20 protein-coding genes are annotated in these 20,153 nt (G+C 42.8%); all 20 read left to right on the forward strand.

The window, feature by feature from the left end:
- Positions 1 to 39 precede the first annotated feature (39 nt).
- The 20 genes from NA23_RS01030 to nth all read left to right on the forward strand — a co-directional run bounded on the left by NA23_RS01030 (position 40) and on the right by nth (position 20,153).
- The gene (locus NA23_RS01030; protein ID WP_033191428.1) at positions 40 to 708 is read left to right on the forward strand and encodes a flagellar brake protein; all 669 of its coding nucleotides are present in this window, start codon (positions 40 to 42) and stop codon (positions 706 to 708) included.
- 28 nt (positions 709 to 736) lie between these two features.
- The gene (cheC, locus tag NA23_RS01035) at positions 737 to 1,351 is read left to right on the forward strand and encodes a CheY-P phosphatase CheC (RefSeq protein WP_033191427.1); all 615 of its coding nucleotides are present in this window, start codon (positions 737 to 739) and stop codon (positions 1,349 to 1,351) included.
- A gap of 4 nt (positions 1,352 to 1,355) precedes the next feature.
- Positions 1,356 to 1,835: a chemoreceptor glutamine deamidase/glutamate methylesterase CheD gene (cheD, locus tag NA23_RS01040; protein WP_033191426.1), complete on the forward strand. Its 480-nt coding sequence runs from the start codon at positions 1,356 to 1,358 to the stop codon at positions 1,833 to 1,835.
- A complete protein-coding gene (locus tag NA23_RS01045; protein ID WP_236938428.1) occupies positions 1,832 to 2,578 on the forward strand; it encodes a FliA/WhiG family RNA polymerase sigma factor in 747 nt (248 codons plus the stop codon). The genes cheD and NA23_RS01045 overlap by 4 nt, the downstream gene beginning before the upstream one ends.
- 33 nt (positions 2,579 to 2,611) lie before the next feature.
- Positions 2,612 to 2,932, forward strand: coding sequence for a hypothetical protein (locus NA23_RS01050; RefSeq protein ID WP_033191425.1), 321 nt, complete (start codon positions 2,612 to 2,614; stop codon positions 2,930 to 2,932).
- Entirely contained in the window at positions 2,929 to 3,417 is a 489-nt protein-coding gene (locus tag NA23_RS01055) for a hypothetical protein (RefSeq protein WP_052107106.1), read from the forward strand. The genes NA23_RS01050 and NA23_RS01055 overlap by 4 nt, the downstream gene beginning before the upstream one ends.
- The gene (locus tag NA23_RS01060; RefSeq protein WP_033191424.1) at positions 3,396 to 4,217 is read left to right on the forward strand and encodes a hypothetical protein; all 822 of its coding nucleotides are present in this window, start codon (positions 3,396 to 3,398) and stop codon (positions 4,215 to 4,217) included. The genes NA23_RS01055 and NA23_RS01060 overlap by 22 nt, the downstream gene beginning before the upstream one ends.
- 170 nt (positions 4,218 to 4,387) lie before the next feature.
- On the forward strand, positions 4,388 to 5,695 hold the full coding sequence (gene rsxC, locus NA23_RS01065) for an electron transport complex subunit RsxC (protein ID WP_033191423.1): 1,308 nt from the start codon (positions 4,388 to 4,390) through the stop codon (positions 5,693 to 5,695).
- Positions 5,692 to 6,675, forward strand: coding sequence for an RnfABCDGE type electron transport complex subunit D (locus NA23_RS01070; RefSeq protein WP_033191422.1), 984 nt, complete (start codon positions 5,692 to 5,694; stop codon positions 6,673 to 6,675). The genes rsxC and NA23_RS01070 overlap by 4 nt, the downstream gene beginning before the upstream one ends.
- Positions 6,672 to 7,373: an RnfABCDGE type electron transport complex subunit G gene (locus NA23_RS01075; RefSeq protein WP_033191421.1), complete on the forward strand. Its 702-nt coding sequence runs from the start codon at positions 6,672 to 6,674 to the stop codon at positions 7,371 to 7,373. Before NA23_RS01070 ends, NA23_RS01075 begins: the two co-directional genes overlap by 4 nt.
- Entirely contained in the window at positions 7,373 to 8,029 is a 657-nt protein-coding gene (gene rsxE / locus NA23_RS01080; RefSeq protein ID WP_145974433.1) for an electron transport complex subunit RsxE, read from the forward strand. The genes NA23_RS01075 and rsxE overlap by 1 nt, the downstream gene beginning before the upstream one ends.
- Positions 8,026 to 8,598, forward strand: a complete 573-nt coding sequence (locus tag NA23_RS01085) for an electron transport complex protein RnfA (protein ID WP_033191420.1) — start codon at positions 8,026 to 8,028, stop codon at positions 8,596 to 8,598. Before rsxE ends, NA23_RS01085 begins: the two co-directional genes overlap by 4 nt.
- A 161-nt stretch (positions 8,599 to 8,759) precedes the next feature.
- A complete protein-coding gene (locus tag NA23_RS01090; RefSeq protein WP_033191419.1) occupies positions 8,760 to 10,844 on the forward strand; it encodes a polyribonucleotide nucleotidyltransferase in 2,085 nt (694 codons plus the stop codon).
- Between the two features lies 1 nt (position 10,845).
- A complete protein-coding gene (locus NA23_RS01095) occupies positions 10,846 to 12,066 on the forward strand; it encodes a M16 family metallopeptidase (RefSeq protein WP_033191418.1) in 1,221 nt (406 codons plus the stop codon).
- Positions 12,067 to 12,119: 53 nt separating this feature from the next.
- Complete coding sequence (gene hslU, locus NA23_RS01100) at positions 12,120 to 13,502, forward strand: ATP-dependent protease ATPase subunit HslU (protein WP_033192516.1); 1,383 nt, start codon at positions 12,120 to 12,122, stop codon at positions 13,500 to 13,502.
- A 32-nt stretch (positions 13,503 to 13,534) separates the two neighbouring features.
- Positions 13,535 to 14,857: a carbohydrate ABC transporter permease gene (locus NA23_RS01105; protein WP_145974435.1), complete on the forward strand. Its 1,323-nt coding sequence runs from the start codon at positions 13,535 to 13,537 to the stop codon at positions 14,855 to 14,857.
- 21 nt (positions 14,858 to 14,878) lie between these two features.
- The gene (locus NA23_RS01110; protein ID WP_203225725.1) at positions 14,879 to 17,038 is read left to right on the forward strand and encodes a carbohydrate ABC transporter permease; all 2,160 of its coding nucleotides are present in this window, start codon (positions 14,879 to 14,881) and stop codon (positions 17,036 to 17,038) included.
- Positions 17,039 to 17,216: 178 nt separating this feature from the next.
- Positions 17,217 to 18,542: an MFS transporter gene (locus tag NA23_RS01115; protein ID WP_084383998.1), complete on the forward strand. Its 1,326-nt coding sequence runs from the start codon at positions 17,217 to 17,219 to the stop codon at positions 18,540 to 18,542.
- A gap of 53 nt (positions 18,543 to 18,595) precedes the next feature.
- Positions 18,596 to 19,525 carry a riboflavin biosynthesis protein RibF gene (ribF, locus tag NA23_RS01120; RefSeq protein WP_084383999.1) on the forward strand — a complete coding sequence of 310 codons (930 nt, stop codon included), beginning with the start codon at positions 18,596 to 18,598 and terminating at the stop codon, positions 19,523 to 19,525.
- On the forward strand, positions 19,509 to 20,153 hold the full coding sequence (gene nth, locus NA23_RS01125) for an endonuclease III (protein WP_052107263.1): 645 nt from the start codon (positions 19,509 to 19,511) through the stop codon (positions 20,151 to 20,153). The genes ribF and nth overlap by 17 nt, the downstream gene beginning before the upstream one ends.

Raw genomic sequence — 20,153 nt, forward strand, 5'->3', positions numbered from 1 at the left:
TAGTTAACAGCATCATAAAAACATAGGAGAGGTTATTTGATGGCGTACGTTGAGCTTATTGAAGCTGAAAAGGCGCTAAAGATAGGGTTGCCAGCGTTGATAAGGATAACTCTGGTGAAAGAATTAGAAGGGGAATACAAGAGCAATGTGGTTGATATAGATACGGCAAGACGCATTCTTTTTCTTTCCATTCCTTCTTATAAGGGTAGGTTTGTCCCTATTCCAAAGGGTGTCAGAATGACTGTGAATTTGTTCGATAGGTCTTCAATCTATGAGTTTGATACGGTCTCGCTTGGCGTTATCAAACGTGATAATATGTACGCCATTCCTGTGCCATTCCCAGAAAATGTGCGAAAAACAGAACGCAGAAAGTTTGTTCGAATACCTCTTTACTTAGAGGGAAGATTTTACCTTTCAAATGAACCCGATGCTGAGTCCTATGCATTCACTACCAGGAACTTCAGTGCTGGTGGGTTACTGATGGTAACGAAAAAATATTTGAGCGTCGGTGATATAATATACATCGATTTGAAACTCGACAATGAGCTTTCGTTAAATAAACAGAAATCCAAAGTAGTGCGTCAAGATGAACCGACAGACGAAGGCTTCATGTATGGTGTTCAATTCATTGATCTATCACCCGCGTTGGAAAAAGCGCTTGTGAGATTCGTTTTCCAGAAAGAGATTAAGATGAAGGCGATTAAATAGCAATTTGGATTTGAAGGGAGGAAGAGTGATGTTGGAAAAATTAACTGAGACACAGTTGGATGCAATCAAAGAGGTAGGAAATATAGGTACAGGTAATGCTGCAACCGCATTATCAATGATGCTGGATAAAAAGGTTGAAATATCTGTCCCGCAAGTAAAGGTTATACCGATATCGAAGATTCCGTTCCTTTTCGAAAATCCTGAGGAAGTGGTTTGCTCTGTAAAAATGGAACTGAAAGAAGACATGACCGGAGAGATTCTGCTGATCTTCGACCCAAAAACTGTGAGAACTTTAGCTAGAGTGTTAACGGGAATGGAAATAAATGATATTACGGAAATGGACGAATTTACATCCTCGATGATGAAAGAGATTGGTAATATCATGTGCGGATCCTATATAACAGCACTTGCAGGATTCACTAATCTTTTCATAAATCCAGAGCCTCCGGAATTGCTTGTTGATATGATAAGTGCCATCATCTCGGAAATTTCATTACCGCTTGCACTGGCAGGTGAGGAAAACATAATGCTTGTTGAAACTCTCATAGAGATAGAGGGCCTGGAAGAAACACTTCGTGGGTACTTATTGTTAGTTCCTTCTGTGGACTCTCTGGAGAAACTTCTGAGGGCTTTGGGGATGTGATAGCATGAAAAAAAAGGTAATAATAGGCATCGGAGAATGGGCGGTTGAAAAAAACCCCGCAATATTAGTAACTTTAGGGCTCGGGTCTTGCGTAGGCGTCTGTATCCGAGACCCGGTGGCTAAAGTCGGTGGTATGGTCCACGTGATGCTCCCTGACAGTGGCGGACGTCCAACAAATACACCGGGTAAATTCGCAGACACGGGTGTTAATCTTGTGGTCGAAGAACTGATGAAGATGGGAGCGTCGCGTTCGAGGTTAGAAGCAAAGATCGCCGGCGGCGCATCTATGTTCCAGTCGGCAATGGATATAGGTGCAAGGAATGTAGAAGCGGTCAAAACTGCTCTGCAAAGAAACGGGATTAGGTTGTTGGCAGAAGATACAGGTGGAAATAAAGCAAGAAGTATAGAATATGATATAGAGACTGGTAAGCTCTTGATTCGAAAAGTAAAAACTGGTGACTCTGTGGAGGTTGTTGAGATTTGATTCTCAACAAAGAAGCTATTGTCAAAGAATACCTTCCTCTTGTCACGCGTCTGGCAAGGGATTTAAAGGTGAATTTGCCGCATAATGTTGAAATAGATGACCTCATACAAGAAGGTGTTATAGCTCTACTTCAAGCTGTAGACAAATACGACCCACGACAGGGTGCGACTTTCAAAACATACGTTTATTCACGCATTAAGGGTGCGATGATAGATTATTTGAGAAAGCTGGATTACTTACCAAAAAACGTACGGCAGGATATCAAAAGGCTCGATAAAGAGATTGCCGATTTTTATGCCAAAAACCAGCGACTACCTACATTTGAAGAGTTGGCTGAGATTCTGGGAATGACTGTCGGAGAAGTTCAGCAAGTTTATAACGAGTTGTTGTTAAAACAATATGTGAATTTGGATGAGTACCTGTTTGGTTCGGACGAAGAAGGTACCGATTATTCCAACTATTACGAAGTACCGAGTGAAGAGGACGTTAAGGAGAAAGCTTGGAAATCCATACTTTACGAACAGCTTGTTGAGTCGATAAATAAATTGGACGAAAAAGAACAACTTATCCTTTCCTTGAGGTTTGAGCATGAGTTGTCACTAAAAGAAATCGCAGAGGTACTAAATGTAAGTGAATCGAGAGTTTCTCAGATCATCGGTGCAATTATCTCAAAGCTCAGAATGATGCTCAAATTGCAACATGTAAAACAACCCACAGAGGCTGAGAACAAAGGCAAAAAATGAAATTTCATTGAAAAGAGCTCAGAGGTGAGCACGATGGCAGAACCAATCAGTGGAATTCAAAACCAAACGATTATCCTAAGGGTCAGTCATGACAGTTCACACATGCTCAGTATCCAGCAGTACGCTGCGCAAGCAGCTACAATGAACAGTGCACAGAGTGTTGAAAGAAAGTCTCAAGCACAACTGCGTAGCACGACCAATGTTCAAAATACAGAACAAAAGAACGTTAAAACGGCAACCGACGGTAGGAGTCAAGGGGAATACTTCCAAAGTGCGAACAAAAGGAAGTCAGAAAGACATGATGAGAAGATCGTCAAACAAGACGGAGCCCACATGTTGGATGTGAGAGTGTGATAGGGTATTTAAGTGTGATGAACATAGATGGAAAGCACCTCGGTGGTGTGCTTGTTGTGAACGATGTTGGTATTCCTGTCGAATTCAAATATTCCGAACCTGTTACTCCAACAAAGCTTCAAGAAATCATCTACGGTAATTCTCTGGAGTACTACCTGCACACGGAGATTATAGCAAAGGGGTTGGTCCAGCGCTTGGAAAATAAGCCTGAGTTGATTCTGGTCCAAGACCCGGCTCTTTTGTTCGATAAGAACACGGCTATGGTTACGATGCTACCGCAAAGTCTTCCGGAGAAGAAGGAAGGTAATGAAGCGATCGTTAATTTCAACAACAAAAGCATCAGGATAACGTTCCCTGAAAATAGTAAGGTTGATGATACGATAGTACAAAAGATACTGGAATACGCATCAAAAATAGATATCTTGGAACCTTTCGACAGGATTGAAAGGGCCCTGGCTTACATATGCGAATCGCAAGAGAAATAATAGAAACACTAAAGATGGAACTTGGATTTTTGAAATATAAAAGTCCAAACATATCCTTAGAAGCAGCGTTTGAAGAACTCAAAGTGTCTTTTCCTGCTCGTGTAGAAGGATTCAAACTTGATGCGCCTGACGTTCACAGTTTACACTCTGTACTGAGTGTTTCGTTCCGTGGGTACTTCTTCATAGGCGAAAGCAAAGACCTCGTTGTTAAAGATATAGTCGACTCTGTCCATCCGAGTTTTAAGAGCCTGTCTCTGAATAAAGACGATTTCAAGGTAAACGCACTGCAAATCTTTAATACCTTCGTAATCAATTTCAAGGCACCCGCCTTGCATTTTATGTCCGAAGGCCTTAAAGTTATCGCTGGCGAACTACTCAACGTACCAGATGGTATAGTGATTATCAAAAACACCGAGGTTTTGGGAAGTACTATAAAGTTTAGGAAAATCGAGATGAAGAGTTTAAGTAAACTTTTTGAAGCAGAATTCCGAAAGTCACAAGAATTGCCCCCCATCCTTAGTTCCATCGATTATTTGCCCGCCCAATACGTCGAAAAGTCTGTCATACTTGAAGCCGTTAGGTCACTCAGTGCAAAGTACAACATATCGCTCTTGAAATTTCATGGTTATTATCGCGATATCCCTTTAGAAGCTGTGGCCAGCCTGAAGATCCTACCGAACAAAAATCTGAGAGTGTACTTTGACCAGTCAAAGGTTGACCGACTGAAGCGTAAACACCTCATACAAAGAGATTTTATTGTCTTCAAATACGAAGACAAATTTGTTTATCATTTGGTTTGAGAAAATTCACATAAATTAGACAAAAATGCTCTTTTAAAAATACTCAAGAAGGGTATATAATATTTGCAGGGGTGTATATTTGTCTAACCCCAGTTTTTGTTGTTTACTGCCAATCTACAAATACTTAGCAGTCAATCGATTTTTATTTTCTTTACCGGGAGGTGTGGTGAGTGAAGTTGTTGACTTTCAAAGGAGGGGTCCATCCACCTGAAAAGAAGTTTACTGAGCACGAAAAGATTCAAAAGGCTCCACTTCCTGAAAAGGTTGTCGTGCTTATGGCACAACATGCGGGTGCACCAGCAAAGGTAGTGGTTGAAGTTGGGCAACAGGTGAAGACAGGACAGGTTATTGGCGAACCTCAAGGTCCAATCTCTGCTTACGTTCACTCTCCAGTCACAGGTACCGTAACAAGCGTTGCCAAGGTAAATAGCGCGGTTCACGGTATGGCCGTTGAGGCCGTAACGATTCAAAGGACAGGGGAAGATGAGTGGGATTTGCTACCTAAACTGGACTGGACAAACGCATCGAAAGAGGAGCTCATTGAACAGGTCAAGAGAGCCGGCGTTGTGGGGCTCGGAGGTGCGATGTTCCCAACGCATGTGAAACTCAACCCACCTAAGCCTGTTGATACGCTCATCATCAACGGTGCAGAGTGTGAACCTTACCTTACAATTGACCACCGTGTGATGCTCGAGATGGATGAAGAATTACTTGAAGGCATCGAGATCACTAAGAAGATTCTGGGGGTTAAGGAAGTTTACATCGGCATCGAGTACAACAAAAAGGATGCAATTGAGTATCTGCAAAAGAAATGGAACGGGAAAGTAAAGGTTGCGGCGTTGAAGACAAAATATCCACAAGGTGCTGAGAAGCAGTTGATAAAGGCGATCACCGGTAGGGAAGTACCAAGCGGTGGGCTTCCAGCCGATGTTGGCGTGGTTGTCCAAAACGTGAGTACGATGGTTGCGATAAAACAAGCCGTTGTGGATGGTAAACCTTTGGTTGAACGCGGTATGACGTTAACAGGTGAAGGTGTGAATAAAAAGGGCAATTGGTGGATTAGGATAGGGACGCCAATATCTTGGATTATTGAAAATCTCGGTAGCGGATTTACTGAGGGTTACAGTGAATTGAAGGTCTTAATGGGTGGACCAATGATGGGAATTCCTGTTCCAAATTTGGATACGCCTCTTTTAAAGGGAAATAACGGTATAACGGTTATACCTGAGCAAAAGAGGGAAAGCACAAATTGTATTAGGTGTTCTTATTGCGTCTTCGCATGTCCAATGAACCTTCAACCGTACCTGCTCGATTTACTTGCGAGAAAGAAGAAGTATGACGAAGCGGCGGCAATTGGGCTGCTTGATTGCATCGAATGCGGTTCGTGTTCGTATATTTGTCCAGCTAACGTTGACCACGTTAAGTCAATCAAGCTTGCGAAAAAGGTCTACCGAACACTGCGAGGTGGTAAGAAATGAAGAACGTAAAACTGCTCACTTCTCCAGCACCACATGTCAGAACACAGGATTCAACAAGGAAGGTAATGATAGATGTTATCATTGCGCTTGTTCCAGCGGTTATTGCAGGTACGTTCTTCTTTGGACTGTATGCGTTGTTGCTTTCTATTATTGGTATGGTAAGTGCGGAATTGGTTGAGCTTTTCATAATGAGGGTGTTGAGAAAGGACAAGAGCTTTCTTCCAAACGGGAGTGCAGCGGTTACTGGGTTGTTGCTTGCGCTGAATCTCAGTGTTGCGACGCCTTGGTGGGTGTTGATTATAGGTGTTGTCTTTGCTATCGCCATTGTGAAACATGCGTTCGGAGGACTTGGACAGAACATCTTCAACCCTGCGTTAGCAGCAAGGGTGTTTTTGTTGGTTTCGTTCCCAACAGCTATGACAACTTGGTATAGACCAATCGCATCGTTTACAGGTTGGTATACAGATGCCCAAACCACGGCAACACCGCTTGCGATATTGAAATTGCAGGGATTTTCAAAGGTTATGGCAGATACAAACTACCTTGACTTAGCTTTTGGAAACATCGGTGGATGTATCGGTGAGACGAGTGCAGTTCTGCTTTTTATAGGGTTCCTCTATTTGGTCTTCCGAAAGCGTGTAAAAATTGTCATACCTGTTACGTATATCGGCACTGTACTGCTGATAGCATCAATCTTCTACACAGTTAATCCTGAACGATTTGGTTCTCCTCTCTTCCATATGTTGGCCGGAGGTCTCATGCTTGGAGCACTCTTCATGGCTACTGATATGGTTACCAGCCCAATGACCATTAAAGGGCAGTTCATATTTGGTCTTGGGTGTGGTATTGTGACGATGCTCATCAGATACTTTGGCGGGTATCCAGAGGGTGTTTCTCTATCTATTCTTCTCATGAACAGTTTGGTACCTATAATCGATAGACACACCCAGCCAAGGATCTTTGGGAGGCGAAAAGGATGAAAGAAAACAGACGTGAAATGCTTAAAATGAGTATTACGTTGATGATTTATACACTTATTGCGGGAATTGCACTTGGATTGGTTTACACGGTTACAAAAGATAGAATTGCCGAAGCTGAACTTGAAAATGTTATATCTTCGATGGTGAATCTCTTGACTGATGAGAATGGGAATACTATTGTTAATGTTGATGAAATAAAGAAGATCGTTCTTGAAAAGAGAAATGAGATGGGGAACGTACTCTTTGAAGACGGAGTAGGAACCGTGATTTCTCCGGTTTATGAGTTCGAGACAGGGAATGCAAGATACTTTGTGTTGACAGGTCGTGCCGTCGGTTACGGTGGAAATGTTGTTACAATGGCTGCTTTTATGCTCGATAAAAACTCAGGTGAACTCACGCTCAAGGCGATAAAAGTGCTTGATTATTCTCAGGAGACTCCGGGACTTGGAGCGAAAATAGGGGAGTCTAACGTACAGGAGAGGTTCTTCCCAATACCGGAATCAGGCCTCAAAAACGGGTTGAAGGTTGATAAAGACGCCGGTAAACAAAGCGCGGACCCAGAGAAAGTTAAACAAGAAGGTGTCGTAAAGGTTTCAGATGTGATGACCGGTGCAACGATTACGCCAAGGGCAGTGGTAAGTTCATTGAATGCGATGTACAAGTTTCTTAGGGAAAAGTACCTCGGAGGTGAGGAATGATGTCCTCTAAGATGTCAGAGTTCACCAAGGGTATAATAAAGGAAAACCCAACGTACGTGCAGGTTCTTGGAATGTGTCCAACACTGGCAACGACAACAAGTGCAAAAAACGGTTTTGGTATGGGTTTGGCAGCAACAGCTGTTCTTGTCATGTCGAACATAGTTATATCCGCCATCAGGAAAACTGTACCAGAGAAGATAAGGATACCTATCTTCATTACAGTCATCGCTACGTTCGTGACCATCGTGGATTTGTTGATGCATGCGTTCACTTATGACCTATGGAAAACTCTCGGTTTGTTCATCCCGCTCATCGTCGTTAATTGTATCATCATGGGACGAGCGGAAGCTTATGCATCAAAACACGGTGTTGTCGATTCTTTGCTCGATGGCTTGGGTATGGGTGTTGGCTTCACACTCAGTTTGACTTTACTTGGTAGCATCAGAGAACTGCTTGGTAACGGCACGATTTTCGATATCAATGTTTGGGGTAAGGCGTTCAACATGTTCGTTATGATACTCCCGCCTGGTGCTTATCTAACCCTTGGATTACTCGCAGCACTTTTTGCGGCGATTTCAATCAACAGGCAGGAAAAGGCAAAGAAAGCTGCGGAACAGGAAAAACAGGTGCAAAAAAAGGCGGGTGAAGCAGCATGAAGCTCTTCTTAATTCTTTTATCTGCAATGCTTGTTAATAACTACGTGTTTGTCAGATTCTTAGGGATATGTCCATTCTTGGGCGTTTCAAAGAGGACCTCAACAGCTGTAGGAATGGGACTTGCGGTGATATTCGTATTGGTTGTATCTTCCGCTATCTCCTGGGGACTCGATTTGATACTCATAAAATTCCAGCTTGAGTTCCTGAGAACAATCGTTTTCATACTCGTTATAGCTACGTTCGTTCAATTCGTCGAGGCGTTCTTGAAGAAGAATAATCCCGCACTCTATGAAGCGCTTGGTATTTATCTGCCACTGATAACAACCAACTGTATCATCTTGGGTATTGCGATAGTGAATAGTCTATCGAAATACACATTCTTTGAGGCCATTTTCAACGCACTCGGTGCAGGATTAGGATTTTTGCTGGCGTTAGTTATCTTTTCTGGAATCAGAGAAAAACTTGAACTTTACGATGTGCCAAGGCCATTCATTAACCTTCCAATCTCGATGATAACAGCATCATTACTTTCACTTGCTTTCATGGGATTCCAAGGTATGATAAAATAATAACACGCCAGTGCAAAAGTGTAAGATAAAGAAGTTCCGGGGAACCGGAACTTCTTTCTTCATATTTTGATGTTCCAGACGATTCAAAAATCATATAATCTGTGATAAAATAATTTGATTGAGGAAAATAATCGAAAACCAGGAAAATCGGAGGTGTAGTTATGTCGGTTCGAGAATGGCGAAAGACGTTATTTGGGAAAGAATGGATATTCCAACACGGAAAGGTAGCAAAGCAATCGGCAGGTTCAATATGGGCAAGGTTTGGTGATAGTGTCGTCTTGGCAACTGCGAACGTTTCTGACAAAGTCGTTGAAGGTGTTGATTTTGTACCACTAACGGTGGAATTCATGGAGAAATTCTATGCGGCTGGTAAGATACCTGGAGGTTTTATAAAACGCGAAGGAAAGCCTTCAGAAAGTGGTATATTGTCGTCAAGACTCATCGACAGACCTATAAGGCCACTTTTCCCGAAAACTTTGAGGAATGAGGTTCAGGTAATTGTTACAGTTTTATCCGTTGATCCGGACTGTCCAACGGATGTATTAGGAATATCCGCTGCATCACTGGCCCTGAATATTTCAAGGATCCCGTTTGATGGGGTTGTTGCCGGCGTACAAGTTGGTTACGTCGATGGCCAGTTCGTCATCTTTCCAACGGCCGAACAACTGGAGAGAAGTAAGATAGATATTGTGGTTGCTGGAACGAAAGATGCAATTACTATGGTTGAAGGTGAAGCGAAGGAAGTTACCGAAGATGAGATGCTCCAGGCACTTATGGTTGCACACGAGGCTATAAAGGAGATCGTCGCTTTCCAAGAAGAGATTATCAGCCAATTCAATGTTGAAAAAATGCCACTGCCAGAGCCGAAGTACAACGTGGAACTCGTTGAAAAGTTTGCGCAGTACGTGGATATGAATGAATTGGAAAAGAGGATATTCACACGCGGAAAACAGGAACGTGTCGAAATGGCTGATGAGTACTATGAAAGTATCGTTCAGAAATTCTTTGAGGACAACAACATAAGCGAGGAAGAGCAAGAAGAGTACAAATTGCCGTTGAAAGAAAAATACGACGAATTATCCAAAAAGCTTATGAGGAAGATCATAATCGAGCGCGGCCTGAGGGCAGATGGAAGAGGGCCAAAAGATATAAGACCTATCAGCTGCGAAGTTGGATTGTTACCAAGAACACACGGTTCTGCACTATTTACAAGGGGCGAAACGCAGAGCCTTGGTATTGTAACGCTCGGTTCACCAGCTGAAGAACAGATAATCGACACGTTGATCGAAGAGGGAACAAAGAGGTTCATGTTGCACTACAATTTCCCACCGTTCTCAACTGGCGAAGTGAAACCAGTTAGATTGAGCAGAAGAGAGATAGGGCACGGCCATCTTGCTGAACGTGCTGTCAAAGCGGTTATGCCTTCGGAAGAAGAATTTCCGTACGTTATAAGGGTCGTTTCTGAAATTCTTGAATCCAACGGCTCTTCGTCGATGGCGACTGTTTGTTCTGCTTCGCTTGCCCTGATGGATGCAGGAGTGCCTATAAAAAAGCACGTTGCAGGTGTTGCAATGGGGTTGATTTTGGAAGAAGGTAAGTCCGTCATACTGACAGACATCATAGGACTTGAGGACCACTGGGGTGATATGGACTTCAAAGTTGCAGGTACAAAAGATGGCATAACGGCATTCCAGATGGATTGTAAAGTTTCTGGAGTAAGTGAGGAGTTGCTTAGAAGTGCGCTTTATCAAGCGAAAGAGGCAAGGATGTTCATACTCAACAAACTTTACGAAACGATCCCTGAACCACGCAAAGAACTCTCGCCGTATGCACCGAGAATCAAGTGGTTCTACATCGACCCAACGAGAAGTGGTGAACTGATAGGACCTGGTGGAAAGATAATAAAATCAATCATAAAGATGTTTGACGTGGAGATTTCTATCGACGATGAAACAGGAAAGGTAACGGTCAGCGGTGTTGACCCAGATAAGGTTCAGCAAGCAGTAGACTACATCCAAAATATGTTCCGCGATATTTCCATAGGTGATATCTACGATGGCAAGATCACGAGGGTGGAGAATTACGGTATCTTCGTTGAAATCGCACCTGGTAAGATAGGTTTGGCGCACGCATCGAAGCTCGGAAACATAAAGCCCACCTCTTTCAAGGTTGGAGACAGAGTGAGAGTAGAGGTTATCAGCATAGACGAAGTTGGAAGGTTCCAGCTCAGGAGGGTTGAGGAATAATATGCTTAAACTTGGAGAGAATATATACTACTACGAAATCCCCGGTGTTAGATCTGCTACAATAGCCTTTATCGTTGGAAGTGGTCCGGTCTATGAACCGGACCATTTGCTCGGTATCTCACATTTCATCGAGCACACGGTTTTTCGAAAAACGAAGAAGAGAACACTCAAAGAAATAAAGTATCCAATAGAGCAGGTTGGCGGTTTGCTAAACGCTTGGACCGACAAGGAAGACACGGTGTATTATGCGAAGGTTCCATCTTCGTTCTTTAAAACCGCATTTAATATACTCAGAGAAATCGTTTTTGAACCTGAGTTCACAGACAGAAACGTTGAACTTGAACGAAAGATAATACTCCAAGAGTACTATTCCGACCTAGAAGTCCCTGAGCAGAGACTCTTCAATAAGTTCTTTGAAGAGCTCATAGACGGTCCACATTCAAAATCGATAATTGGAACTGAGCAAACTATAAAAAATATAACAAGAGAAGATTTGGAACGATTCCACGCTGAGATGTATTCACCCTACAATGTGAAACTCGTAATCGCTGGTCACGTTGATGAGAAAGACTTGAAACTTGTTAAGGAGTTGGAGCTGACAGATGGGTTTAAGACGGTAAAACAGGGCTCAAAGCTTAAGACAGGCATTGTTTGCGACAAGTTTAAGGAAACACAGCAAGTGCACCTTCTCTTTGCCCACGATGGGATACCTCTGGCCGATGAAGAGAACGTGTATGCTGCGATGGTTTTGAAAACGCTGCTTGGAAGTGGTATGAGTTCGGTCTTGTTTGAACAAATCAGGGAGAAAAAAGCATTGGTCTACGATATCAGTGTATCCCACCTTCAAAGCAAAGAATGGGGAGTGTTCTTGATATACGCCGCAACCTCCACTGAAAATGCTCCAAAACTCGTTGATGAACTCTACTCACTTTTGAAGAATTTCAAACTCAACAAAAAAGTTTTCGATTACGGAAAAAAGCGTCTATTAGGGTACCTTGAGCTTCTGACCGAGAGCACGTCTTCGCTCATTTCACTCTATACACAGTATCTGGCAAACGATGTACAGGCAAAGAGCGTAGACGAGATTATAGAGTGTGTGAAGACTGTTAGTGAAAAAGATGTGGAAAGAGTTTTCGAAAAGATGATAGCGGGGCAGTGGTCACTTGCCTACGTAACACCTGAACAAGAGCTGCAAGTTGGGCTCCCAGATATTTATGTTTAGGCATAGACACATCACAAGCACTGGAGGTGCTTAAAATGGGCGATTTTGCAAACTTGACGAATTTTGACAATTTGACACCTCGCCAAATCGTTGCAGAACTTGATAAGTACATCATCGGACAGTACGAGGCAAAAAAGGCTGTTGCGATAGCGATAAGAAACAGAATTAGAAGGCAAAGACTCCCAGAAGAATGGAAAAAAGAGGTCATACCGAAAAATATTCTCCTCATCGGTCCAACGGGTGTTGGTAAGACCGAGATTGCAAGAAGGCTTGCACAATTATCTGGTTCACCATTTTTGAAAGTTGAAGCGACGAAGTTCACAGAAGTGGGATACGTCGGCAAGAATGTGGATTCGATGATAAGGGATTTGGTAGAGATAGCTGTGAACATGGTGAAACAAGAGAAGATTAAAGAGGTTGAGCCAAAGGTGAAAGATTTGGTCGAAGAGCGTATATTGGAAGCATTGGTACCGAGCAAAAAGCAAAGTATACCATTTGCAAATATCTTCGGATTCCAAGCAGCATTTCAAGGTCAACAGGAACAGCAAGAAGAGATAGACGTTCGCAGAAAGAGGGCAGAGCTAAGGGAAAAACTAAAAAACGGCGAGTTGGAAGATATGGAAATCGAGCTTGACATCGAAGTTAACCAGCCCGGCGTAGGTTTCGTTGGAATGCCGGATATGGAAGACATGGGTATCGATTTTTCGCAGATACTTGGAAATATACTGCCAAAGCAGAAGAAAAGGCGGAGAATGAAGGTCTCAGAAGCAAGAAGGATACTTGCTCCTATTGAGTCGGAAAAGCTCATTGATATGGATGAAGTCGTTCAAAAAGCACTCGTTTTAGCGCAGGAACGCGGAATCATATTTATAGACGAGCTCGATAAGATAGCGGCAACCGGACAAGGTCATGGACCCGATGTCTCAAGACAAGGTGTCCAAAGGGACTTGTTGCCTATTGTCGAGGGGACGACGGTAACAACAAGATACGGACCCGTTAGGACAGATTATATTCTCTTCATAGGTGCTGGTGCATTCCATATGTCCAAACCTTCAGATCTCATTCCAGAGCTCCAAGGAAGGTTCCCGATAAGGGTGGAATTGGAACCTCTCAAAGAAGAAGACTTTGTAAGGATACTTACAGAACCGGAAAATGCACCGCTGAAACAATACAAGGCACTGCTTTACACGGAAGGAATAGAACTAGACTTCACCGAAGATGCGATAAGAGAAATCGCAAAGATAGCGTACAAGCTTAATGAAAAGATGGAAAACATAGGTGCTAGGAGACTCTACACCGTCGTTGAAAAGCTCCTCGAAGACATTATGTTCGAAGCCCCCGACGTAGAGAAGAAGGTAGTTATAAACAAAGAATACGTCAACAAAAAGCTGAGCAGCATAGTCGAAGATGAGAACGCAGCAGCTTACATCCTTTGATGAGCTTAAAATATACTTGAGGGGTGGGATTGATGGCACGCATTAAGGCAAGTCGGGTAAAAGAAAGTCTCTTAGCGTATTTGTTTTTGCTTCCATCACTTGTTGTGCTTGGTATCTTTACATTCTGGCCCATCGGCTTTTCATTCGTGCTGAGCTTTTTCAAATGGGACTTCAGAAATATGAAGAACCCGTATTTTTACGGATTTGGAAATTACAAGGAGATTTTGAAATTCGACTATCCGGTGAAGTTCCCGTTCTACAAAGGACTGATTTACAGCGCTCTTTACATAGTGCTCTCTATTTTGCTCTTGATGGTTATCTTTTCGTTTGTTGAGATGATTAACAAGAGAAAGTTGGAATGGAGAAAGTTGCTATTAATAGCTTCATACATTCTAGTTCTTGTTGGCTATGGATTTACAAGAGCACAACTTTCTACAGGAAGGTTGGTTATTTCGCTAATCGTTTCAGCTGGTTTGCTGGCTTTGTTCTTGCGAGCAAGGCTAGTGGGTTCAAAAACGCTCGCAGACCATGCATGGATTGGATTTGCAATATGGCTTGTTACCTACGTGCTCTTTGAGTTTAAATTCACAGGGGCTTTCAACGGCCAAAGCTACGGCATTGTGGACTTTTTGATCGATGCGGCCGAGAAGAACTTGTTCTTTAAAGCGTTAGTGAACACAACATATTACGTGATTCTCACAGTCCCCATCGGATTAAGCCTTTCTTTACTAATTGCGCTTCTTTTGAACAGTATAGAGCGGTTTAAGGCCTTTTTCAGAACGGTCTTTTTCATACCATTCGTCACTTCGGTTGTTGCAGTCTCGCTAATCTGGAAATGGATTTTCAACGATGATGTCGGTTTGCTCAACTACATACTCGTTTCTATGGGATTGGAACCTGTGAAGTGGTTGAAGGACGCGAAATGGACGATACCGACCGTCAGTATAGTCTCTATTTGGAGACATGTTGGCTATAACGCAATGATCTTCTTAGCCGGCTTGCAGAATATTGATACGTTTTACTACGAAGCTGCCGATGTGGACGGTGCGAATAGTATGCAGAAGTTCTTGAAGATCACTTGGCCCTTACTCTCACCGACCACGTTCTTCTTGCTTATAGTCTCCGTTATAGGTGCGTTTAAGGTCTTTCAAGAGGTCTTCACCCTCTACGATGGTCTACCGGGACCTTACGGCAACAGCGGTATGACGATGGTTTACTATGTATTCGATTTGTTCTACCGCCAGCAGAGGATGGGTATCGCAAGTGCGGCGGCGTATCTGCTCTTTTTAGTGATTCTTGTCTTTACATTCATTCAGTACAGGGTCGGCGACAAAGTCGTTGAATACGTCAGCTGACGCTTCGAGGGGGAACGGTGTATGAGAGAATTGAAAAAGCTTATAATATATGTACTTTTATTACTTGGTACAGTTATTATGATCGCCCCTTTCGCTTGGATGGTGGTCACTTCTTTCAAGCTGCCTTCCGAGGTTAACACATGGCCACCGAGATGGACGACGAAGTCTTTTGCGTCAAGTAGAGACGTTAGAGTTGTCCCTTCAACGGGATCAGTATCGACCGTAAAAGGTTTGAGTTTGCGAGAAGCACTTTCATTTGTTGCGAAAAAAAGCACGGGTCTGAACTTAGTTGTTAACGACGATCCGTTTTACAGAGGAACCTTAACGATTCCATTCAAGGGAGCGAACTACTCGAAAGGTGTTTCACAAGAGGAATTCAACGATTTCCTATCGCAGATATCACTTCCGAGTGACTTTAAAACCGATGCGAATAATCCGGAACAGTTTTTCGAAAATCTCTTGCTTTTCTACAAGACCGGTTCCAGTCCGTACTTCAAAAGGGACGTTTTTGTCGACAATTTGGTCGGCTCGCTCGATTCTTTAGCCGATATCGTAGATACTATCCTCACATTCGGAGTCGACAGGATAAGCGATGAAAACGAGAAGGCCAGGTTCGAGAAATTTTTGGACGATGCTCTCAAAAACATCGAGGTGCTTAAGGCAGAAGTCGGAAAATACAAAGCTGGGACAGAACTTGTTCTAACCGACGAGGAGATAGATTCAATAAGGGATATTTTGAATAAGTACGATTTTAGATATCCACGCATAAACGAAGCGAGCGAGAATTACAATAACGCGGTCAGCAACGGTGTTGGGAAGTACGTTGAAAACATAAACTTCTATGTAAAGGCCAAGGATTACTTCTCAAAGGTGCAAAATGAGGTAAGTGATTCTGACATAATTGCTGTTCCACTCAGCAAACAAGAGCGCGTGGAGTTGCTGATAGAGCGTGTCCAAGACCTTAAAGATAAAGCTTTACTCGAAGAGATTATAAGAAAAACAGCTATGAAAAACGCTGTTGAGGAATTCGCTAAAAAGCTTGATGAGGAAGTTGCAACGAAATTTAACGTGAAAAGTCAAGACTTGTCGACGCTTAAGACTCTTTTGGGTAACCTAATCAATATCGCTGCAGAAAACGGGTTAGATGCTCAGGCTTTGCTGAATGAGTCTTACGAAACCTTTATTAACGCCATAGAGTCACATGCTGGATTCAATCTATCGTACTCAGCCACAAAGTCCAGGCTTGATGCGCACGCCAAAGAGATAACTAACGCAGAAGAATTATTCAGAACAGTTGCACTCAACTCACTTGAACTGCAAACTTTTAGGGCTATATACGAGCAAACGGTCTACGCCTGGCGCGTTGTATCGGCTCCGAAATTTGTTAAAGACGTTCTGGTAAAAGAAGGCAAGAACATTGAAATCATCCTTGATGGTGTACATCCGGTCTATTTCGTTGACGATGGTATTAAGACAGTCCATTTGAAATTTAGCGCCGGCGATGTGTTTAAGAACGTATTTCAGAACTATGTGAACGCTTGGAATGCAGCTCCATTTGGAAGGTACTACTTCAATACGGTCTTTATCGCAGCGGTTACGACTATTCTGGAAATCGTGGTCTCAGCTATGGCGGCATATGCGTTCTCTTGGATGAACTTCCCGGGCAAAGGCATAATATTTAGCATATTCCTCGCAACGATGATGGTTCCCGGGGAAGTCTTGCTTGTGCCAAATTTCATCACAATTACGAAGTTCGGATGGATCGATACGTACTACGCACTTATTGTTCCATGGATCGTCAGCGTCTTTTCGATCTTTCTTATGCGTCAGCATTTCATGAGTATACCTTCAGAACTCTTCGATGCTGCGAAGATCGATGGTTCGTCGCATTGGAGGTTCCTATGGCAGATAGTCGTACCGCTAAGCAAACCTGTGATCATTACGAGCGCACTCCTCAAGTTCGTCGGCAGCTGGAATGCGTTCTTGTGGGTATTGATAGTGACAAACAGTCCGAAGTACAGAACTCTGACGGTTGGGTTGCAGGCTTTCAGTTCGGAAGTAGGTACGCTGTACAACATGCTGATGGCTGCGGCAACGTTCAGTATACTGCCTGTTGTCATTATCTTCCTGTTCGCTCAGAAGTACTTCGTTAGAGGCATCGCAAGAACCGGTCTGAAGTAATACAAAGCCTGCGAAGGAATCGAAGAAATAAACAAGTGATTTTAGATAAATCGAACATACAAATTGCCCCAGGATTGAGTTCTTCCTGGGGTAATTTTTAAAATAGATAGTTCAAAAAACGAACAAATCGTGATAGCATTTTATTGGTAGGCATTTTCAAAGGGGGACGGAGAATTAGATGTCTGACGAAAAAGTGGACAAGACAAAGGGAAGCTATTCTGAAATACCGAAATTGAAGAGCTATTCGAGGACGATGAGGTTATCGGTCGTGGAAGGAGCACTTTACACATTGGCATTCAACGCAACGCAGGGGTTCGTGTACTCTACGCTGGCACTATACTTCAATTTCGACCCTGTGCTTATTTCCGTTTTAGCAGTGCTGCCCGCTTCTTCCCAGTTGATTCAGTATTTCACACCAGTAATATACAAAATCATACCTTCCAGAAAAAAAGCGATTTTCTGGATTGCTTTTATCGCAAGGTCGAGTTTTGTAATCATACCGCTTTCTTTGGTAACGGGTGTTAGGAATAAAATCATCGTAGCACTTCCGTTTATCGTATTTAGTATCTTGAACAGCTTGGTGGGAAGCCTCTGGACCTCAGCGATGAAACAGATCGTTCCTGAGCAAACGAGGAACAAGTACTTCGGAATGAGAAATACCGTGGCTACTTTTGCCGGATTGGTTGCTTGGGTTTCTTACTCGATGATACTGCAGTACCTCGAACGAAAAACTGCACTTTTGCTTATTTATCTTGTTTCTTCTTTAGTTTTTGTCTATACCGCCTATCTTCTGTACTTGCACGAAATCCCGGAAACTAGTGTTGCGGAGTACGGATTGACGATGCCGCTGAGGACTTTGAAAAATAAGAAATTTAGAAATTTTATCGTCTTTGTTTTTATATGGAATTTTGCAATACAATTTGCAGGACCTTTCTTCAGCTACTTCGAAGTATCACAACTGAAGGTGCCGTATTCGTTCCTTGGAGTGTTGAATATCATAAACTCTTTGCTTGCGATGTTTTTCTACACATTTTATGGTAAAGTTGCCGAGAACGTTGGGGAAAAGAACATGATTAGGTACGGAATCACGGTGGTGTTAGCCATACCATTTCTTTATTCGATGATGACTCCCAACAATTACAAGTACTTACTCATCATAGACGTGATTATTGCCGCGATGGGATGGAGTGCGATAAATCTTGCGTACTTCACATTACTTTTGAAGCTGGCACAGGAACCAAGCGAAATATACATATCCATGCATTCGTTCGTTGCTGGTATTTCTTCACTCATCGCTTCTTATCTTGGTGGACTCACCTTGAATGCAATAAAAGATTGGCGGTTCTTCGGGCTTACGGGATACAATGTGATGTTCATGTTGGCCTTTGTGTTAAGAATAATTGCTTTAATTTCGTTTGTGAGGCTCGATTTTGGGATGGAAGGTCATAGACCTTTGAAATTTGTGGAAATTGGTCAGGTCTTTTTGAGAAGGTCGAGAGATTAGCAAAGTCAAGAAGATAGAGCACATGTTTGGAAAGGGTGAGAGGTGGAACTGAGATGAGCATTTTAAATGAAATGACTAACTCTGGAAAGGTTAATGGTACGTTTGTCACGGTTGGTGTGTTCGATGGTGTGCACAAAGGACATGCTAAGATACTCTCAAGACTTTCGCAACTCTCCGAGGAAAATAACGCCCAGGCAAAGATTTACACTATATTGTACCCGATGGAGTACTACGTTGGGAAATTCGAAGGTTTAATAGCATCTATTGAGGATAGATTGGAACTACTCTCCATTTATGGAGAAGTGCAGATATTGGAATTACCGCAGATCAAAGACCAATCACCAGAGGATTTTTTTGAAGAAATTTCGGCTGGAGCCAAAGGTATTGTTGTTGGCCACGATTTCAGATTTGGTAAGGACGGAAGAGGAGATGTGGAATTACTTGATAAGCTCTGTAAAGAAAAGGGGCTAAAGCTGGAGGTTATACCTCCAGTCGTTGTAGACGGAGTAAGGGTTAGTAGTAGTTACATCAGGAAGATGATAAAAGCAGGGCAGGTGAAGGATGTCAAAAGGTTTCTGGGAAGGAATTATTCCATACATGGAGTTGTGTACAAAGACAAACAAATCGGAAGAAAGCTTGGCTTCCCAACTGCAAATGTGAAAAGGCCTGAACTACATTTAGTAGAGCCCGCGACGGGTGTTTATTTTGTAAAAGTCTATACTCCCAAACAGTACTACGGATTGATGAATGTAGGATTCCGACCCACAATAGAACACTCAAGGAAGATAAAATACGAAGTCTACATCCTTGATTTTTCAGACGATTTGTACGGGAAAGAGATACGTGTGGAGTTTTTAGAATACCTGAGGCCGGAGATTAAATTCGATACTTTAACTCAACTCATTGAGCAGATGAAAAATGACGAGAAGACTGCAAGGAGGTTGATAAAAGAGTATGAGAAAAAAGATGCAAAAAGCATCTGAACTCGATTGCAAAGATGTTAATAGGATCGCCGAGTTGATAATAGATAGATTTCCACGGCAGCATGAAGAGAAGGACCCTTTTAGGGTTCTTATCACAACGATACTCAGTCAGCGGAGCCGTGATGAGAACACGGAAATCTCAGCTAAGAACCTTTTCCGTGTTTACAAGGATGTATCGCAGTTGGCGAATGCAAAACCAGAGGAACTCTACGAACTCATCAAGCCTTCTGGATTGTATCGAGAAAAGGCAGAAAGGATAGTTGCCGTTTCAAGGTTGATATTAGAAAAATACGGTGGAAAGGTCCCGGATAGTTTGGAAGAGTTGGTTTCACTACCGGGGGTTGGTAGAAAGACCGCGAACATTGTTCTGCACGTGAGTTTTGGTCAACCTGCTCTTGCGGTTGATACTCACGTTCATAGGATATCCAATCGCTTGGGGTGGGTTAACACAAAAACTCCGGAGCAAACGGAAGAAGCACTCAAAAAGATACTGGACCCCGATTTGTGGGGTCCAGTCAATGGTTCTATGGTTGAATTTGGTAAACAAATTTGTCGACCGATTTCGCCTAAGTGTGAATTGTGCTTCTTGACAGAGTGTTGTAGATATTTTAAAGAAAAGCTGAAATGA

The sequence above is a fragment of the Fervidobacterium islandicum genome, assembly GCF_000767275.3.
Classification (GTDB): Bacteria; Thermotogota; Thermotogae; order Thermotogales; family Fervidobacteriaceae; genus Fervidobacterium; species Fervidobacterium islandicum.

What these genes read in the sequence shown, in the direction of transcription:
- NA23_RS01030 (WP_033191428.1), top strand. Translation starts at nt 40, where the DNA reads ATGGCGTACGTTGAGCTTATTGAAGCTGAAAAGGCGCTAAAGATAGGG.
- cheC (WP_033191427.1), top strand. Translation starts at nt 737, where the DNA reads ATGTTGGAAAAATTAACTGAGACACAGTTGGATGCAATCAAAGAGGTA.
- cheD (WP_033191426.1), top strand. Translation starts at nt 1,356, where the DNA reads ATGAAAAAAAAGGTAATAATAGGCATCGGAGAATGGGCGGTTGAAAAA.
- NA23_RS01050 (WP_033191425.1), top strand. Translation starts at nt 2,612, where the DNA reads ATGGCAGAACCAATCAGTGGAATTCAAAACCAAACGATTATCCTAAGG.
- NA23_RS01060 (WP_033191424.1), top strand. Translation starts at nt 3,396, where the DNA reads ATGCGAATCGCAAGAGAAATAATAGAAACACTAAAGATGGAACTTGGA.
- NA23_RS01070 (WP_033191422.1), top strand. Translation starts at nt 5,692, where the DNA reads ATGAAGAACGTAAAACTGCTCACTTCTCCAGCACCACATGTCAGAACA.
- NA23_RS01075 (WP_033191421.1), top strand. Translation starts at nt 6,672, where the DNA reads ATGAAAGAAAACAGACGTGAAATGCTTAAAATGAGTATTACGTTGATG.
- rsxE (WP_145974433.1), top strand. Translation starts at nt 7,373, where the DNA reads ATGTCCTCTAAGATGTCAGAGTTCACCAAGGGTATAATAAAGGAAAAC.
- NA23_RS01085 (WP_033191420.1), top strand. Translation starts at nt 8,026, where the DNA reads ATGAAGCTCTTCTTAATTCTTTTATCTGCAATGCTTGTTAATAACTAC.
- NA23_RS01090 (WP_033191419.1), top strand. Translation starts at nt 8,760, where the DNA reads ATGTCGGTTCGAGAATGGCGAAAGACGTTATTTGGGAAAGAATGGATA.
- NA23_RS01095 (WP_033191418.1), top strand. Translation starts at nt 10,846, where the DNA reads ATGCTTAAACTTGGAGAGAATATATACTACTACGAAATCCCCGGTGTT.
- NA23_RS01105 (WP_145974435.1), top strand. Translation starts at nt 13,535, where the DNA reads ATGGCACGCATTAAGGCAAGTCGGGTAAAAGAAAGTCTCTTAGCGTAT.
- NA23_RS01110 (WP_203225725.1), top strand. Translation starts at nt 14,879, where the DNA reads ATGAGAGAATTGAAAAAGCTTATAATATATGTACTTTTATTACTTGGT.
- NA23_RS01115 (WP_084383998.1), top strand. Translation starts at nt 17,217, where the DNA reads ATGTCTGACGAAAAAGTGGACAAGACAAAGGGAAGCTATTCTGAAATA.
- ribF (WP_084383999.1), top strand. Translation starts at nt 18,596, where the DNA reads ATGAGCATTTTAAATGAAATGACTAACTCTGGAAAGGTTAATGGTACG.
- nth (WP_052107263.1), top strand. Translation starts at nt 19,509, where the DNA reads ATGCAAAAAGCATCTGAACTCGATTGCAAAGATGTTAATAGGATCGCC.